General features: G+C 69.6%; 15 protein-coding genes and 1 riboswitch. Of the genes, 12 read left to right on the plus strand and 3 right to left on the minus strand.

The window, feature by feature from the left end; translation table 11 throughout:
• Positions 1-9 precede the first annotated feature (9 nt).
• From BM004_RS13890 to BM004_RS13935, 10 genes are all read left to right on the plus strand, one after another.
• Positions 10-846 (plus strand): phytanoyl-CoA dioxygenase family protein, encoded by an 837-nt coding sequence (locus BM004_RS13890; RefSeq protein ID WP_093214933.1) that lies wholly within the window; start codon positions 10-12, stop codon positions 844-846.
• 144 nt (positions 847-990) lie between these two features.
• Entirely contained in the window at positions 991-1,734 is a 744-nt protein-coding gene (locus BM004_RS13895; RefSeq protein ID WP_093128041.1) for an IclR family transcriptional regulator, read from the plus strand.
• Positions 1,735-1,781: 47 nt separating this feature from the next.
• Positions 1,782-2,534 (plus strand): transporter substrate-binding domain-containing protein, encoded by a 753-nt coding sequence (locus BM004_RS13900; RefSeq protein WP_093214169.1) that lies wholly within the window; start codon positions 1,782-1,784, stop codon positions 2,532-2,534.
• Positions 2,535-2,549: 15 nt separating this feature from the next.
• On the plus strand, positions 2,550-3,218 hold the full coding sequence (locus BM004_RS13905; protein ID WP_093128037.1) for an amino acid ABC transporter permease: 669 nt from the start codon (positions 2,550-2,552) through the stop codon (positions 3,216-3,218).
• 151 nt (positions 3,219-3,369) lie between these two features.
• A complete protein-coding gene (locus BM004_RS13910) occupies positions 3,370-3,951 on the plus strand; it encodes a HutD/Ves family protein (protein ID WP_093214172.1) in 582 nt (193 codons plus the stop codon).
• A gap of 60 nt (positions 3,952-4,011) precedes the next feature.
• Positions 4,012-5,247: an imidazolonepropionase gene (gene hutI / locus BM004_RS13915; protein WP_093214174.1), complete on the plus strand. Its 1,236-nt coding sequence runs from the start codon at positions 4,012-4,014 to the stop codon at positions 5,245-5,247.
• Positions 5,244-6,626 carry a formimidoylglutamate deiminase gene (locus tag BM004_RS13920; protein WP_093214177.1) on the plus strand — a complete coding sequence of 461 codons (1,383 nt, stop codon included), beginning with the start codon at positions 5,244-5,246 and terminating at the stop codon, positions 6,624-6,626. The genes hutI and BM004_RS13920 overlap by 4 nt, the downstream gene beginning before the upstream one ends.
• 7 nt (positions 6,627-6,633) lie before the next feature.
• Positions 6,634-7,458 (plus strand): N-formylglutamate deformylase, encoded by an 825-nt coding sequence (hutG, locus tag BM004_RS13925; RefSeq protein WP_093214179.1) that lies wholly within the window; start codon positions 6,634-6,636, stop codon positions 7,456-7,458.
• A 95-nt stretch (positions 7,459-7,553) separates the two neighbouring features.
• Complete coding sequence (locus BM004_RS13930) at positions 7,554-8,606, plus strand: homocysteine S-methyltransferase family protein (RefSeq protein WP_093128029.1); 1,053 nt, start codon at positions 7,554-7,556, stop codon at positions 8,604-8,606.
• Between the two features lie 199 nt (positions 8,607-8,805).
• Positions 8,806-9,534 (plus strand): SH3 domain-containing protein, encoded by a 729-nt coding sequence (locus BM004_RS13935; RefSeq protein ID WP_093214181.1) that lies wholly within the window; start codon positions 8,806-8,808, stop codon positions 9,532-9,534.
• Positions 9,535-9,552: 18 nt separating this feature from the next.
• Here BM004_RS13935 and BM004_RS13940 read toward each other — a convergent pair whose 3' ends face one another.
• The gene (locus BM004_RS13940; RefSeq protein ID WP_093128025.1) at positions 9,553-10,476 is read right to left on the minus strand and encodes a LysR family transcriptional regulator; all 924 of its coding nucleotides are present in this window, start codon (positions 10,474-10,476) and stop codon (positions 9,553-9,555) included.
• A gap of 101 nt (positions 10,477-10,577) precedes the next feature.
• On the opposite strand from BM004_RS13940, the gene BM004_RS13945 reads away from it, so the two are divergent.
• Complete coding sequence (locus BM004_RS13945; protein ID WP_093128024.1) at positions 10,578-11,015, plus strand: PACE efflux transporter; 438 nt, start codon at positions 10,578-10,580, stop codon at positions 11,013-11,015.
• 23 nt (positions 11,016-11,038) lie between these two features.
• On the opposite strand, the gene BM004_RS13950 is transcribed toward BM004_RS13945, so the two are convergent.
• Together BM004_RS13950 and BM004_RS13955 are read right to left on the minus strand one after the other, a co-directional pair.
• Entirely contained in the window at positions 11,039-11,980 is a 942-nt protein-coding gene (locus BM004_RS13950) for a lipase secretion chaperone (protein ID WP_093214183.1), read from the minus strand.
• 11 nt (positions 11,981-11,991) lie between these two features.
• The gene (locus BM004_RS13955) at positions 11,992-13,005 is read right to left on the minus strand and encodes an esterase/lipase family protein (protein ID WP_093214185.1); all 1,014 of its coding nucleotides are present in this window, start codon (positions 13,003-13,005) and stop codon (positions 11,992-11,994) included.
• A gap of 142 nt (positions 13,006-13,147) precedes the next feature.
• A riboswitch (S-adenosyl-L-homocysteine riboswitch) is annotated at positions 13,148-13,223 on the plus strand.
• A 22-nt stretch (positions 13,224-13,245) separates the two neighbouring features.
• On the opposite strand from BM004_RS13955, the gene metH reads away from it, so the two are divergent.
• Complete coding sequence (metH, locus tag BM004_RS13960; RefSeq protein WP_093128019.1) at positions 13,246-16,053, plus strand: methionine synthase; 2,808 nt, start codon at positions 13,246-13,248, stop codon at positions 16,051-16,053.
• The last annotated feature ends 2 nt before the right edge of the window (positions 16,054-16,055 follow it).

The following is a 16,055-nucleotide window of genomic DNA, read 5'->3' on the forward strand; positions in this document are numbered from 1 at the left end:
CCCGACGCCATGGAACTGCGGCGCCGCGTGCAGGCGCGCGTGGATGCGTGTGTGGGCGACGCGCTGGTCGCGCAGTTCCAGCGCGACGGCGCGGTCTGCATCCGCCAGCTGCTCACGGCCGACGAACTGGCGCTGCTGCGCGACGGCATCGAGGCCAATCTGGCCGCGCCCAGCCCGCGCGCCAAGGTGGCGAGCCGGCCCGACGACCCGGGCCGCTTTTTTGAAGACTTCTGCAACTGGCAGGACATCGACGCCTTTCGCCGCTTCATCTTCGAGGCGCCGCTCGCGCCATTGGCGCAGCGGCTCATGGGCTCGAACACGGTGCGGCTGTACCACGACCACCTGCTCGTGAAGGAGCCCGGCACGCGCCAGCGCACGCCCTGGCACCAGGACCAGCCGTACTACAACATCGAGGGCGAGCAGAACGTCAGCATGTGGATTCCGGTCGATCCGGTGTCGCGCGCCGCCACGCTCGAGTTCGTGGCCGGCTCCCACAAGGGGCCGTGGCTCATGCCGCGCACCTTCATGGACAACCACGCCAAGTGGTTCCCCGAAGGCAGCCTGCAGGACCTGCCCGACATCGAGGGCGCGCGCGAGCGCTTTCCCATCGTCGGCTGGAACATCGAGCCCGGCGATTTCGTCTGCTTCCACATGCTCACGCTGCATGCGGCGGCCGGTGTGGAGGGGCCGGACCGGCGCCGCGTGTTCTCGGTGCGCTTCCTGGGCGACGACATCCGCCACGCGCCGCGCAGCTGGAAGACCTCGCCCGATTTTCCCGGGCTGGCCGAGAGCTTGCCGGCGGGCGCGCCGATGGACGACGCACGCTTTCCTCTGCTGGTGGGCTGAGCCCGGCGCGCATTCGGGTAAGACGAAGGTAGAAAGAAAAAACGCAGCCATTCCCACTCGTTGGGAATAAAGGCTTGGAAGTGAGAACGGCGAGCAAGATACTGCACGCCGGCTCCACTTTCGACATCCCTGCGACTGCTTCCGATGACGCCTCCGACCGACGCTCCCGCCCAGAACGCTCATAGCGACCGCGCGCTGTTCGTGCTGTCGGTGCTGGCGCAGAGCAAGACGGCGATGACGGCGGCCGAGCTGGTGCAGGCCACCGGCCTGTCGCAGAGCACGCTGTACCGGCAGGTCGCCACGCTGCGGCGCTGGGGCTTCGTGATGGAGTCGGACGGGCGCTACTCGCCGGGCCCGGTGAGCGTGCAGCTCGCCAGCGGCTTCGACGGCAACTCCGACCTCGTGATGGCCGCGCGCGCCGACATGCGGGTGCTGGCCCGGCAAAGCCATGAAAGCGTGGCGCTGCTCATTCTGGTGAACGAACGCGTCGTGTGCCTGGAGATGATCGACAGCGAACAGTCGCTGCGCTGCTCCTTCGACCGCGGCCGCAGCGTGCCCGCGCGCGACGGCGCCAGCGCCAAGTGCCTGATGGCCCACCTGCCGGCGGACCAGCGCGACGCCCTGCTCGAAGGCCTCGACGAAAGCCCCGAGCGCCACGCCGAGCGTGCCGCCGAACTCGATGCCATCCGCGAAGCCGGCCATGCCGTGACGCACGGCGAGGTCGACGCCGGCGTGTGGGGCGCGAGCGCGCCGGTGCTGGCATCGGGGCGGCGCCTGCGCGGCGCGATCACGCTCATGGCGCCGCTCACGCGCGTCGAGGGCATGGAAGCTGCATTGCTCCACATGACCGTCGTCACGGCGGCCCGCATCTCCCGCGCCCTGCAGTAGTCGCGCGCTGCCTTTTTCCTTCCCTTCAGTCTCACGAAAGCCTCACCATGAACACCCGCCGCACCCTCGTCGCAGCCGCCCTTTCCAGCCTTGCCTTCCTCGGCCTTGCCGGCAATGCCATGGCACAGGGCGAGCCGCTGCGCGTCGCCACCGACGCCACCTTCCCGCCCATGGAGTTCGTGGAGAACGGCAAGCGCACCGGTTTCGACGTGGAGCTGGTCGAAGCCGTCGGCAAGACGCTGGGCCGCAAGATCGAGTGGATCGACATCGACTTCAAGGGCCTCGTGCCGGGCCTGATCTCCAAGCGCTTCGACATGGCCGTCTCGGGCATCTACATCACCGACGAACGCAAGAAGGTCGTCGACTTCACCGTGCCGTACTACGCGGGCGGCCTGGTCGTGATGGTGAAGGACGGCAACACCGCCATCAAGACGCCGGCCGACATCAACGGCAAGAAGGTCAGCGTGCAGGTGGGCACCAAGTCGGTTTCCTTCACGAAGGAAAAGTACCCGCAGGTGCAGTTGCTGGAAGTCGAGAAGAACCAGGAGATGTTCAACCTGGTGGACATCGGCCGCGCCGACGCCGCCGTGACCGGCAAGCCCGCCGCCTACCAGTACGTGCGCACGCGCGGCGGCCTGAAGGTGCTGCCCGAGCAGATCACCACCGAGGAATACGGCATGGCCATCCGCAAGGACACGCCCGAGCTCACCAAGGCCGTGAACGGCGCCATCGACAAGCTCAAGGCCGACGGCACCTACGACCAGATCGTGAAGAAGTGGTTCAGCGCCACGGCCAAGTAAGCGCGAAGCAGCACCATGGATCTCGATTTCTCGCCCGTCTGGACGGGCTGGCCCGACCTGCTGCGCGGCGCGCTCGTCACGGTGGAGATCACCGCGTGCGCGCTGGCGCTGGGCTGCGTGCTGGGCCTGCTGGTCGGCATCGGCCGGCTGAACCCGAAGCGGCGCTGGATCTACGGCGTGTGCACCGCGTACGTGGCCGTCATTCGCGGCACGCCGCTGCTGGTGCAGCTGTTCATCCTGTTCTTCGGGCTGCCGCACTTCGGCATCCTGCTGCCGGCCTTCCTGTGCGGCGTGCTGGGCCTGGGCGTGTACTCGGGCGCGTACGTGTCGGAGATCGTGCGCGGCGCGATCCAGTCGATCGACAAGGGCCAGACCATGGCCGCGCAATCGCTGGGCATGACGCCCGGCACGGCCATGCGCCAGATCGTGCTGCCGCAGGCGGTGGTGCGCATGATTCCGCCGCTGGGCAACGAGTTCATCGCGCTCATCAAGAACTCGGCGCTGGTGTCGCTGCTGACCATCCACGACGTGATGCATGAAGGGCAGAAGATCATCAGCGTGTCGTACCGCTCGCTGGAGGTGTACCTGGCGATCGCGCTCGTGTACTTCGTGCTCACGGGAACGATGACGCTGGTGCTGCGCCACTTCGAGCAGCGGCTGCGCCAAGGCGGGTTGATGCGATGAGCGGCGCATCGGCATTTGCATTTCTCCCTCCCCTTCCGGGGGAGGGCAGGGGTGGGGGCACGACGGCCTTCACCCATTCACAGCGCTCGCTGCGCGCTGCCCCCATCCCAGCCTTCCCCCAAAGAGGGAAGGAGCAAGAAAAGAGATCGCCATGAGCGGCGTACAGCATTTCTCCCGCGCCACGCTGCCCGTCATGCCCTGGAAAAACGGCGGCGGCACCACCCAGGAAATCGCCAGCTGGCCGCAGGGCGCGGGGCTCGACAGCTTCGGCTGGCGCGTGAGCATCGCCAACATCGCGGCGGCGGGGCCGTTCTCGGTGTTCGCGGGCATCGACCGCACCATCATGCTGCTGGAGGGCGACGGCGTGCGCCTCTTCACGCACGACGCTCGCATCGACCACCTGCTCGACGTGCCGCACCAGCCCTTCGCCTTCAGCGGCGACGAGGCCATCGACTGCACGATGTTCGGCGGCGCATCGAACGACTTCAACGTGATGACGCGGCGCGGCCAGTGGCGCGCCGACGTGCGGGTGCTCGACGGCGCGAGCGCCCTCGAGGCCGCGCCGCACGGTGTGCTGCTGGCCCTGCGCGGCGCGTGGCGCTTGAACGACCAAGCCTTGCGCGAAGGCGAAGGCCTGCAGTGGGCCGATGCGCCACAGGCGTGGCAAGCGGTGCTCGAGGGATCGGGCGGCAACGATGCGCGACTGATCTCGGTGCGCATCGTGCCGGCCTGAGCTGAAACAACAACAACAACAACAACGACAACAACGACAACAACGACAGCAAAGACACAGATGAACCCCGCCCACGAACACCCTTCGGCCGACGGCCTCTGGACCGGCCTGCGGCTCGCCGCCGCCCCCGATGCGCAAGCCGCCATCGTGGTCGCGCAGGGCGCCATCCGCTGGGTCGGCGCGCGCAGCGCACTGCCCGCCGAGTTCGCGGGCCTTGCGCCGCACGACGGCGGCGGCGCGCTCGTCACGCCGGGCCTCGTCGATTGCCATACGCACCTGGTCTACGGCGGCCAGCGCGCCAACGAATTCGCGATGCGCCTGGCGGGCGCGACGTACGAGGAAGTGGCCAAGGCCGGCGGCGGCATCGTGTCGTCGGTGCGCGCCACGCGCGAGGCCGACGAAGACACGCTCTTCGCGCAAGCCGCCGCGCGGCTCGAACAGCTGCTGGCCGACGGCGTGTGCGCCATCGAGATCAAGTCGGGCTACGGCCTTTCGCTGGAACACGAGCGCAAGCAGCTGCGCGTGGCGCGGCGCCTGGGCGAAGCCTACGGCGTCACCGTGCGCACCACCTTCCTGGGCGCGCATGCGCTGCCGCCCGAATACGCCGGCCAGCCCAATGGCAGTGCCGACTACATCGACCTCGTCTGCAACCAGATGCTGCCCGCGCTCGCGGCCGAAGGCCTCGTCGATGCGGTCGACGTGTTCTGCGAGCGCATCGCCTTCTCGCTCGCCGAAACCGAGCAGGTCTTCCAGGCCGCGAAGGCTTTGGGCCTGCCGGTGAAGCTGCATGCCGAGCAGCTGTCGGACATGGGCGGCGCGGCGCTGGCCGCGCGCTACGGCGCGCTCTCGTGCGACCACATCGAGCACCTGTCGGCCGAGGGCATCGCGGCGATGCGCCGGTCGGGCACCGTGGCCGTGCTGCTGCCCGGCGCGTACTACACGCTGCGCGACACGCACCTGCCGCCCGTCGACGCGCTGCGCGCCGCGGGCGTGCCGATGGCGGTGTCCACCGATCACAACCCCGGCACCTCGCCGGCCCTGAGTCTCTTGCTGATGGTCAACATGGCTTGCACACTGTTCCGCCTCACCGTGCCCGAGGCTCTCGACGGCGTCACCGTGCATGCGGCGCGCGCGCTGGGCCTGCAGGCCACGCACGGCGCCATCGCGCCCGGCATGCCGGCCAACTTCGTGCTGTGGAACGTGCGCGAGGCGGCCGAGCTGGCCTACTGGTTCGGCCAGCGGCCGGTGCGCACCGTGGTGCGGCAAGGCCGCATCGCCGTGGGAGCCGCCGCATGACGCACACGCTTTTCGCCGCCGACGCGCTGCTGCCCGAGGGCTGGGCCAAGGACGTTCTTCTGGCGTGGAACGACGCCGGCCAGCTCACGCAGGTGCAGGCCGGCGTGCCACGCCCCGCCGGCACGCCAGCCGCCGAAGGCCCGCTGATCCCCGGCATGCCCAACCTGCATTCGCACGCCTTCCAGCGCGCCTTCGCGGGCCTCACCGAGCACCGTGCCGAGCAGCACGACAGCTTCTGGAGCTGGCGCACGCTGATGTACCGCTTTGCCGCGCGCCTCGGCCCGCAGCACATGGAAGCCATCGCGACCTGGCTCTACGCCGAGATGCTCGAGGCCGGCTACACCAGCGTGTGCGAATTCCAGTACGTGCACCACGACGTGGACGGCCGCCCCTACGCCGACGACGCGACCTTGAGCCTGGCCCTGCTGCGCGCCGCGCAGAAGACCGGCATCGGCTTCACGCTGCTGCCCGTGCTCTACCAGACCGCCGGCTTCGGCGACATGCCGCCCACCGACGGCCAGCGCCGCTTCATCCGCTCGACCGAGTCGATGCTGCGCCTGCTCGAAGCGCTCAAGCCCGTGTGCGACGCGCAGGGCGCGCGGCTGGGCCTGGCGCCGCATTCGCTGCGCGCCGTGCCGCCCGAGGCGCTGCGCGACGCGCTGGCGGGGCTCGACGCCATCGACCGCACCGCGCCCATCCACATCCACATCGCCGAGCAGACCAAGGAGGTGGACGACTGCGTGGCCTGGAGCGGCCTGCGCCCGGTCGAGTGGCTGCTCGACCATGCGCCGGTCGACGCGCGCTGGTGCCTCGTGCACGCCACGCACATGAACGACGCCGAGTACGAATACGCGGCCCAGAGCGGCGCGGTGGCGGGCCTGTGCCCGACGACCGAAGCCAACCTGGGCGACGGCATCTTCGACTTCGCCAAGTGGCGCGGCCACGGCGGCGCCTGGGGCGTGGGCTCGGACAGCCACGCCAGCGTCAACGCCGCCGAGGAACTGCTGATGCTCGAATACAGCCAGCGCCTGGGCAAGCGCCAGCGCAACGTGGGCGCCACGGCCGCGCAGCCGCATGTGGCGACTGCGTTCACGCTCGCGGCGGTGCAGGGCGGCGCGCAGGCGGCCGCCCGCGCCGTGGGCGGGCTGGCCGCGGGCCAGCAGGCCGACTTCGTGGTGCTCGACGCATCGCACCTTGCGCTGCAGGGGCTGTCGGCGCCCGATATGCTCTCGGCCCACGTCTTCGCGAGCCACCGCACCTCGGCCATCGGCGCCGTGTGGGTGGCAGGCCGGGCGCGCGTCTCGGCCGGCCGCCACGCGCTGCACGGCGAAGCCGCGGCCGCCTTCGTGGCCGCGCGCACCCAACTACTCAAGGATTGACCCCACCATGGCCTTCACCACCACCGAACCGTCATTCCGCTTTCGCCAGGGCACGCGCCCGCTGCTCATCTCGATGCCGCACGTCGGCACCCATGTGCCGCCCGCATTGGCCGCACGCTTCACCGACGAAGCGCGCCACGTGCCCGACACCGACTGGCACCTCGAGCAGCTCTACGACTTCGCCGACGCGCTGGGCGCCTCGGTGCTCGCGGCCACGCACTCGCGCTACGTGGTCGACCTGAACCGTCCGCCGGACGGCGCCAGCCTGTACCCCGGCCAGAGCGTCACCGGCCTGTGTCCGGTCGACACCTTCGACGACACGCCGGTCTATGCCGACGCCGCCGACGTGCCGCGCGACGAGGAGGTCGCCCAGCGCCGCGACGCCATCTGGCAGCCGTACCACCGCCAGCTGCAGGCCGAGCTCGAGCGCATGAAGGCCGTGCACGGCACCGTGGCGCTGTGGGACGCGCACTCCATCCGCTCGGTGCTGCCGCGTTTCTTCGAAGGCAAGCTGCCCGACCTGAACCTGGGCACCGGCAACGGCATCAGCTGCGACCCGGCGCTGGCCGAGACGCTGCTGGGCATCGGCAAGTCGGCCACGGGCTACACCGCGGTGCTCAACGGCCGCTTCAAGGGCGGCCACATCACGCGCCAGTACGGCAACCCGGCCGGCGGCGTGCAGGCGGTGCAGCTGGAGATGACGCAGTCGAGCTACATGCAGGAAAAGCTGCCCTTCGACTACCTGCCCGAAGTGGCTGCGGGCGTGCAGCCGCACGTGCGGCGCATGCTGGAGGCGGTGCTGGCGTACGTGGAAGGTCCGCGAAAGGGCTGACGGATGAGAACGGGCCGACGGCTGAGAAAAGGCTGACGGCTGAGAAAAGGCTGACGCGTGTCAGGGCCGGCCCGCGGTTTCTACAATCGGGGGCTATGAAGCCCGTTACCTACACCCGCGGCCAGGCCCTGGCCGGCATCCTCGCCAAGCGCATCGCCATCCTCGACGGCGCCATGGGCACGATGATCCAGCGCTTCAAGCTCACCGAGGAGCAGTACCGCGGCGAGCGTTTCAAGGACTTCGAGCGCGACGTCAAGGGCAACAACGAACTGCTCTCGCTCACGCGCCCCGACGTGATCAGCGACATCCACGAGGCCTACCTCGCGGCCGGCGCCGACCTGATCGAGACCAACACCTTCGGCGCGACCACCATCGCGCAGGAGGACTACAAGATGGCCCACCTGGCGCGCGAGATGAACCTCGAATCCGCCAAGCTGGCGCGCGCGGCCTGCGACAAGTACAGCACGCCCGACAAGCCGCGCTTCGTGGCCGGCGCCCTCGGCCCGACGCCCAAGACCGCCAGCATCAGCCCCGACGTGAACGACCCGGGCGCGCGCAACGTCGACTTCGAGTCGCTGCGCGCGGCCTACTACGAGCAGACCGAGGCGCTGGTCGAGGGCGGCGCCGACGTGATCCTGGTCGAGACCATCTTCGACACGCTCAACGCCAAGGCCGCGCTGTTCGCGGTGGACGAGTACTTCGACAACAGCGGCAACCGCCTGCCGCTGATCATCAGCGGCACGGTGACCGACGCCTCGGGCCGCATCCTGAGCGGGCAGACCGTGACCGCCTTCTGGCACAGCGTGCGCCATGCGCAGCCGCTGGCCATCGGCCTGAACTGCGCGCTGGGCGCGGCGCTGATGCGCCCGTACATCCAGGAACTGGCGCGCGTGGCCGGCGACACCTTCATCAGCTGCTACCCGAACGCCGGCCTGCCCAATCCGATGAGCGACACCGGCTTCGACGAGACGCCCGACGTCACCTCGCGCCTGCTGCACGAGTTCGCGGCCGAGGGGCTGGTGAACATCGTGGGCGGCTGCTGCGGCACCACGCCGGACCACATCGCGGCCATCGGCCAGGCCGTGGCGCCGATGGCCGGGCGCGCGCTCGGCGGCAACAACGCCGGCTTCTACAAAGAAGCGGCGTAGGCGCAGGGTCGCGCTCGGTGCGTCGGCGCGCGGTTGTGTCCGATGTCTGGGCGCGCGGTCGTGCTCGATGCGTCATGGCGCGGTCGCACTCGATGCGTGAACGCGCGGTCGCAATCGATGCATGAACGCGCGGTCGCGCTGGTGGCCGATTGACAGGCTCTCGGCCCCCCGCCTACGCTGGGGCGCAAGGAGCCTCGCCATGAACACATTCGCCCTGCGCTGGATCGGTATCGGCGCGCTCGCCCTGGCCCTGCCGCTCGCGGCGCAGGCGCAGCAGGCCTTCACCCGCGGCGCCGTCAACCTGCGCGCCGGCCCCTCGGGCGACTACCCGCTGGTGGCCCGGCTCGCGCCCGGCCAGCCGGTGGACGTGGTCGGCTGCACCAGCGGCTACGGCTGGTGCGACGTGGTGCTGCCCGACGGCGGGCGCGGCTGGGTCTGGTCGCGCAACCTCGACTACGCCTACCAGGACCAGCGCGTGCCGCTGGCCACCTACGGCGCGGTGATCGGCGTGCCGATCGTCGCCTTCGCCATCGGCAGCTACTGGGCCGACTACTACCGCGACCGCCCCTGGTACGGCGACCGGCGCTGGTGGGGCAACCGGCCGCCGCCGCCCATGGCGGGCTGGCGTCCGCCGCCGCCGGTGCGCCCGGGCTGGCAACCGCGGCCCTGGCAACCCGGGCCGGGGTTCCGGCCGCCGGGCCCCGGGTTCCGACCGCCGCCCGCGCCGGGGTTCCGCCCGCCACCGGACCCGGGCTTCAGGCCGCCGCGGCCGCAGCCCGGTTTCCGTCCCGGCCCCGCACCGGGCATGCCGCATCCGCACCCGGGCGGCGGCGGGCGTCCGCACGGCGGTGGTGGTGGTGGCGGGCATGGGGGCCACGGCGGCGGTGGTGGCCATGGGGGCGGCCACGGCGGTGGGCATGGCCGCTGAACCGGCCGCCGGCCCGGCCTAGATTCCGCCGGTCTTGACGCCGCAGGTCCCCGCGGCCTGCCGGTCGCGCGCGATCAGCGAGACGAAGCGCTGTGCGCCCAGCCCCAGCGGGCGCTCGCGCGACCACACCACGTCGACCCACAGGTCGAGCCCGTTGCTGAGGTTCTCGAACGGAATTTCGATCAGCGCGCCCGCCGCCACGTGCGGCTTGGCGAAGTTGCGCTGCAGCCAGCCCCAGCCCAGCCCGGCCGTGATCAGGCTCAGCGCGGCCAGCGCGTTGTCGGTGCGCCAGACGTGGCGCGCGAACACGAAGCGCGGGTCGCTGGTGGCCAGGTCGCGCCCGGCCACCACGATCTGCCGGGTGTTGGTCAGGTGGTCCTCGCGCAGCCGGCCGCCGTTGGTCGCCAGCACGGGGTGGTCGGGCGCGATGACGGCCACCATCAGGTCGCTGCCGACCTCCTGGAAGCCCTCGCGGCCATCCAGGCTCGGGCGCTCGAACACCAGCGCCAACTGGGCGCGACCGCTGTGCAGCAGGTCCAGCGCGTCGGCCTGCGGCGCGGCCAGCACCTCGACCTGAAGCAGCGGGTGCTCGCGCGCCAGTTCGGCCAGCGGGCCGCTCCACGGCGCGGCCAGCAGCTCGGGCGCAATGGCCAGCGTGAGCCGGTCTTCCAGTCCCTGCGTGAGTGCCAGCGCCTGCACCTGCAGCTGCCGCAGCTGCGCCGCCAGCAGCCGGGCCTGCGGCTCCAGCGAACGCGCCGCGGGCGTGGGCTGGGGCTCGCGGCCGCTGCGGTCGAACAGCGGCAGGTCGAGCTCGGCCTCGAGGTTGGCGATGGCCATGCTGACGGCCGATGGCACCTTGCGCAAAGCCCGCGCCGCGGCCGAGAAGGAGCCGTGGTCGATCACGGCCAGGAAGACTTCGACGTTGTCGCTGGAGAAGGCCATGGCGGTCGATCTATCAATAAAACTGAAACAAGTTAACTTTTTATATCAGCAAGGGACACATAAAGTCCAGTCATCGCAGTCAACAACCAAAGAGAAGCGTCATGCAGGGCATTCAGCGTCGAATCGTTTACATCAGCCTTTATGAAGGCATCGCCATCGTCGCGGCCAGCGCCGGCCTGGCGCTGATGACGGACGCCGGCCTGGGCCATTCGGGCGTGCTGGCGGTGGGCGCGTCGGTCATCGCGGTGATCTGGAACCTGGTCTTCAATGCGCTGTTCGAGCGCTGGGAATCGCGCCAGGCCGTGCGCGGGCGCAGCGTGCGCCGCCGCATCGCCCACGCCATCGGCTTCGAGGGCGGGCTGATCGCCTTCCTGGTGCCCATGTTCGCCTGGGGCCTGGGCGTGTCGCTGTGGCAGGCGCTGGTGATGGACCTGGGCCTGGTGGTGTTCTTCCTGGTCTACACCTTCGTCTTCAACTGGGTCTTCGACCGCGTGTTCGGCCTGCCCGCCTCCGCCACGGGCGAAGCACAACCGGCATGACGGCCGCGTAAGCCTGCGCTTACTTAGCTGCCATTGCCGGTCGCTGCGGGCTTGCGTGCGCCGGCGGCGCGCATCGCCAGGGCGCCGTTCAGGCGCAGGCGCTCGGTGTCATTGAACAGCGTCTCGCGCAGCCGGGCCTGCTCGGCCTCGGAGGCGCGCGCGTAGCGGTCGATCCGGGCGTTCCATTCCTGGTTCTGCTGGTCGAGCGCCGCGAGGTTGCTGGCCACTTCATGCCCGTAGACCTCGCTGCGCGCGGCAAAGCGCTCCTGCGGGCTCGCGCCGCGCGCGTCCAGCGCCTCGGTCTGGCGCATCACGTCGCCGTGCGCCACGGCCTCGCGGCGCACCTCGCGCTGCTCCGGCGAGAGCCAGGCCTGCTCGCTCTGCGCCAGCGCGGCGGTGCGCTGCTCGGGCGTGAGGGCGGTGTTGGCGAGCGCCTCCAGCTTTTCCGTCATGAAGCGGTCCTGCCGGATCTGGTCGCCGAACAGGCCTTCGATTTCCTCGGGCCTGAAGTACTGGCGGCGCAGCGCCTCGCGCGCCTCCAGGCTGCGGCGCAGCTGCGCGGGGTCGCCGGGCGCGGGCGGCGGCAGCGTCACCAGCGCCTCGTGCATGTCGACGTAGCGTTCCAGCAGGCCCAGGGCGCGCACGCGCCAGTCTTCGCGCAGGTACCTGGCCAGCAGGGCGGGGGCGCGGGCCATGAGCGTGGCCTTGCTGTCGGCCTGGGCCTCGGAGAGCACCTGGTCGAAGATGGCGATCAGGCCGCTGCTCAGCAGGGCGTCCGGCGCGGCGGGTGCCGCGAGCGGCCGGGGTTCGAGGCTTGGCGCGGCGGCAGCTGCGGTGCCCTGTGCTTCTGCAACGAGGGCCGGAAGGTCGGCCACGTCGGAGCCGGCCGCCAGCCAGCCGCCGCCCACGGCGAGCAGCAGCGCGCCGCCCGCGGCCCACAGCGTCCAGCGCGTGCGAGATGCCAAGGCCAATGCGCTCAGAGCCCCGCGCTCTTCAGCCGCGCGGCCTGTTCCTTGAAGATCGCCGGCACCTTCTTCTCGTAGTACGGGAACTGGCTGCCGTAGGTGTTGCCGAGCACCTGGTTGACCTCGTCGAGGTGGTTCTGGCGGTAGTCGCCCAGGTGCGTGCCCAGGCGGGTGGTGCAGGTGGCGAGCAGGCCGTCGTTGGCTTCGCCGAAGAAGGCGAGGGTGCCCAGCGCCGACAGCGGCGCGTCGCTCAGGTCGAACAGGTTGAAGCCGGTCGACACGCCCGACCACGAGTAGTAGCGCACCCCGTTGACCACGGCCGCGCCGCTCTTCACGTCGCACGAGGCGCCCGGCGCGGGCCGCCCCTGCGGAAAGCTGGCGTCGAAGGCCGCGCCGCCCGCGGTGGTCAGCGAGGCCAGCGCGTTCAGCGGCACCTCGGGCAGCTGGCCCGGGTCCTTGCCCGAGAGAAAGCCGATCACGCTCGTGAGCAGGCCCACGGCCTTCACCACCGCGGTCTGGCCGATGCCGCCTTCGGGCAGCTTCGCCAGCAGGTCGGCCACCTTCGAGCCGCCGTTGGCACCGCCCACCGAGGTGACCGAGGCGACCATGTCGGGTGCCACGGCGGCCACGTAGCGCACCGTGGGCGCGCCCTGCGAATGGCCGATCAGGTTGAACTTGAGCGTGGGGTTCTTCTCCATCGCGCGGATGGTCTTGAGCTCCTGCAGCAGCTGCTCGCCGCGGATCTCGGAGGTGTTGGTGCCCGACACCTGGGCCACGTAGACCCGGGCACCCGCGCCGGCCAGCGCATCGGGAATGCCGTAGAAGTAGTCGACGCCCAGCAGGTTGTCGAAGCCGAGCAGGCCGTGGACCAGCACGATGGGGTATTTCGTCTTCGCCTCGCTGGACGTGGCGCGTGCCGTGACCAGTGTCGAGCTGCCGCTGGCGGCCGACCGGGCCGCGGGTGTCACCAGAGTCGCTGCGGCTGCCATTGCGCAGCAAAGAACCACGTTCCACGTCTTGGCCATTCGGCACTCCCTTTCGTCGCTTTCGCGTTGGTTAAAAAAACGAACGTTCGTTCGGAAACGGTGGCCGCATTCTGTGGATCGAGGCGGGAATGGAAACTGGGGTTTTCCCCCGGCAGGTTTCGAATCGCCCTAAAATGCGCGACTTCCCAAGGAGCGTTGCAGCGGTGGGCCTCACAGGCCCGCCGTCAGGCTTGGGGCGACAACGACGCTCGCCTGTTCGACTCTTCCGCAGGTGAGGCCATGTCCCAGATTTCCGCTCCAGCCACCCCAGATTCCTCTTCCGGCGCTCCCAGCGCTTTCGGTGCTTCCGGCGCCCAGGCCGCTCCGCCCCCCATGAAGCTCTCCGGTCTCGAACCGGTCGCCATCGGCGCGGGCACGCTGTTCGTCAACATCGGCGAGCGCACCAACGTCACCGGCTCCAAGGCCTTCGCGCGCATGGTGCTGAACGGCCAGTTCGAAGACGCCCTGGCCGTCGCGCGCCAGCAGGTGGAGAACGGCGCGCAGGTGATCGACATCAACATGGACGAGGCCATGCTCGACAGCAAGGCCGCCATGGTCCGCTTCCTGAACCTGATTGCCAGCGAGCCCGACATCGCGCGCGTGCCGGTGATGGTCGACAGCTCGAAGTGGGACGTCATCGAGGCCGGCCTGCGCTGCATCCAGGGCAAGGGCATCGTCAACTCCATCTCCATGAAGGAGGGCGTGGACAAGTTCAAGCACGAGGCCAAGCTGGTCAAGCGCTACGGCGCCGCCGCCGTGGTCATGGCCTTCGACGAGAAGGGCCAGGCCGACACCTACGCGCGCAAGGTCGAGATCTGCGAGCGGGCCTACCGCATCCTGGTCGACGAGGTGGGTTTCCCGCCCGAAGACATCATCTTCGACCCGAACATCTTCGCCATTGCCACCGGCATCGAGGAGCACGACAACTACGCCGTCGACTTCATCAACGCCGTGCGCTGGATCAAGCAGAACCTGCCGGGCGCCAAGGTGTCGGGCGGCGTGAGCAACGTGAGCTTCAGCTTCCGCGGCAACGACCCGATGCGCGAGGCCATCCACACCGTGTTCCTGTACCACGCGATCCAGGCGGGCATGGACATGGGCATCGTCAACGCCGGCATGGTCGGCGTGTACGACGACCTGGAGCCCACGCTGCGCGAGCGCGTGGAAGACGTGGTGCTCAACCGCCGGCCCGACGCCGGCGAGCGCCTGGTCGAAGTGGCCGAGACCGCCAAGAGCGGCGCGAAAGACGAGAGCAAGCGCCTCGAGTGGCGTGGCACGCCGGACAACCCGGTGCACGTCAACCAGCGCCTGTCGCACGCCATGGTGCACGGCATCACCGACTTCATCGTCGAGGACACCGAAGAGGCCTACCAGCAGATCCTGGCCAAGGGCGGCCGCCCGCTGCACGTGATCGAAGGCCCGCTCATGGACGGCATGAACATCGTGGGCGACCTGTTCGGCGCCGGCAAGATGTTCCTGCCGCAGGTGGTCAAGTCGGCGCGCGTCATGAAGTCGGCCGTGGCCCACCTGCTGCCCTACATCGAGGAAGAAAAGCTGCGCGACGAGGCCGCGGGGCGCGATGTGCGCACCAAGGGCAAGATCATCATCGCCACCGTGAAGGGCGACGTGCACGACATCGGCAAGAACATCGTCACCGTCGTGCTCCAGTGCAACAACTTCGAAGTGGTGAACATGGGCGTGATGGTCCCGTGCCACGAGATCCTGGCGCGTGCCAAGGTCGAGGGCGCGGACATCGTGGGACTGAGCGGCCTGATCACGCCGAGCCTGGAAGAAATGCAGTACGTGGCCGGCGAGATGCAGCGCGACGACCATTTCCGCATCAAGAAGATCCCGCTCATGATCGGCGGCGCCACCACCAGCCGCGTGCACACGGCCGTGAAGATCGCGCCGCACTACGAAGGCCCCGTGGTCTACGTGCCCGACGCCTCGCGCAGCGTGAGCGTGGCGCAGAGCCTGCTCTCCGACCAGGCCGCCACGTACATCGACGAGATCAACGCCGACTACGACAAGGTGCGCACGCAGCACGCCAACAAGAAGCAGGTGCCGCTGTGGCCGCTGGCCAAGGCGCGCGCCAACAAGACCCCGGTCGACTTCGCGAGCCACCTGCCGCCGGTGCCCAAGTTCATCGGCCGGCGCCTGTTCAAGAACTTCGACCTCACCGAGCTCGCCAAGTACATCGACTGGGGCCCGTTCTTCCAGACCTGGGACCTGGCGGGCCCGTTCCCGGCCATCCTGAAGGACGAGATCGTCGGCACCGAGGCCGTGCGCGTGTACGCCGACGGCCAGCGCATGCTCAAGCGCCTCATCGAAGGGCGCTGGCTCAGCGCCAGCGGCGTGATCGGCTTCTGGCCGGCCAACACCGTGAACGACGACGACATCGAGCTGTACACCGACGAAAGCCGCAGCGAGGTGGCGCTCACCTGGTACGGCATGCGCCAGCAGACCGAGAAGCAGCAGATCGACGGCGTGATGCGCCCGAGCCGCTGCCTCTCGGACTTCGTCGCGCCCAAGGACAGCGGCCTGAAGGACTACGTGGGCATGTTCGCCGTCACGGCCGGCCTGGGCGTCGAGAAGAAGGAGAAGTACTTCATCGACGACCTCGACGACTACTCGGCCATCATGCTCAAGGCCCTGGCCGACCGGCTGGCCGAGGCCTTTGCCGAGGCGATGCACCACCGCGTGCGCACCGACCTGTGGGGCTACGCGCCCGAGGAAGGCCTGAGCAACGACGACATGATCGCGGAGAAATACCGCGGCATCCGCCCGGCGCCGGGCTACCCGGCCTGCCCCGACCACAGCGTGAAGGGCCCGATGTTCGACCTTCTGGGTTGCGCGGACATTGGCATGACCCTGACGGAAAGCCTCGCTATGATGCCCGCCGCCAGCGTCAGTGGTTTCTACCTGGGTCACCCCGATGCGACGTACTTCAACGTCGGCAAGATCGGGCACGACCAGCTGCAGGACCAGGCCGCGCGGCGCAAGCAGAGCGAAGCCGAGCTCGAGCGCCTGCTGGCACCGAACCTTTGAAC

The sequence above is a fragment of the Variovorax sp. OK212 genome, assembly GCF_900112425.1.
In the GTDB taxonomy this organism is placed as follows: Bacteria; Pseudomonadota; Gammaproteobacteria; order Burkholderiales; family Burkholderiaceae_C; genus Variovorax.

Excerpts from the sequence above, each read along its gene's own strand:
- BM004_RS13930 (WP_093128029.1), top strand. The coding sequence starts at position 7,554 with ATGAAGCCCGTTACCTACACCCGCGGCCAGGCCCTGGCCGGCATCCTC.
- BM004_RS13920 (WP_093214177.1), top strand. The coding sequence starts at position 5,244 with ATGACGCACACGCTTTTCGCCGCCGACGCGCTGCTGCCCGAGGGCTGG.
- metH (WP_093128019.1), top strand. The coding sequence starts at position 13,246 with ATGTCCCAGATTTCCGCTCCAGCCACCCCAGATTCCTCTTCCGGCGCT.
- hutI (WP_093214174.1), top strand. The coding sequence starts at position 4,012 with ATGAACCCCGCCCACGAACACCCTTCGGCCGACGGCCTCTGGACCGGC.
- hutG (WP_093214179.1), top strand. The coding sequence starts at position 6,634 with ATGGCCTTCACCACCACCGAACCGTCATTCCGCTTTCGCCAGGGCACG.
- BM004_RS13935 (WP_093214181.1), top strand. The coding sequence starts at position 8,806 with ATGAACACATTCGCCCTGCGCTGGATCGGTATCGGCGCGCTCGCCCTG.
- BM004_RS13895 (WP_093128041.1), top strand. The coding sequence starts at position 991 with ATGACGCCTCCGACCGACGCTCCCGCCCAGAACGCTCATAGCGACCGC.
- BM004_RS13945 (WP_093128024.1), top strand. The coding sequence starts at position 10,578 with ATGCAGGGCATTCAGCGTCGAATCGTTTACATCAGCCTTTATGAAGGC.
- BM004_RS13900 (WP_093214169.1), top strand. The coding sequence starts at position 1,782 with ATGAACACCCGCCGCACCCTCGTCGCAGCCGCCCTTTCCAGCCTTGCC.
- BM004_RS13910 (WP_093214172.1), top strand. The coding sequence starts at position 3,370 with ATGAGCGGCGTACAGCATTTCTCCCGCGCCACGCTGCCCGTCATGCCC.
- BM004_RS13940 (WP_093128025.1), bottom strand. The coding sequence starts at position 10,476 with ATGGCCTTCTCCAGCGACAACGTCGAAGTCTTCCTGGCCGTGATCGAC.
- BM004_RS13905 (WP_093128037.1), top strand. The coding sequence starts at position 2,550 with ATGGATCTCGATTTCTCGCCCGTCTGGACGGGCTGGCCCGACCTGCTG.
- BM004_RS13890 (WP_093214933.1), top strand. The coding sequence starts at position 10 with ATGGAACTGCGGCGCCGCGTGCAGGCGCGCGTGGATGCGTGTGTGGGC.
- BM004_RS13955 (WP_093214185.1), bottom strand. The coding sequence starts at position 13,005 with ATGGCCAAGACGTGGAACGTGGTTCTTTGCTGCGCAATGGCAGCCGCA.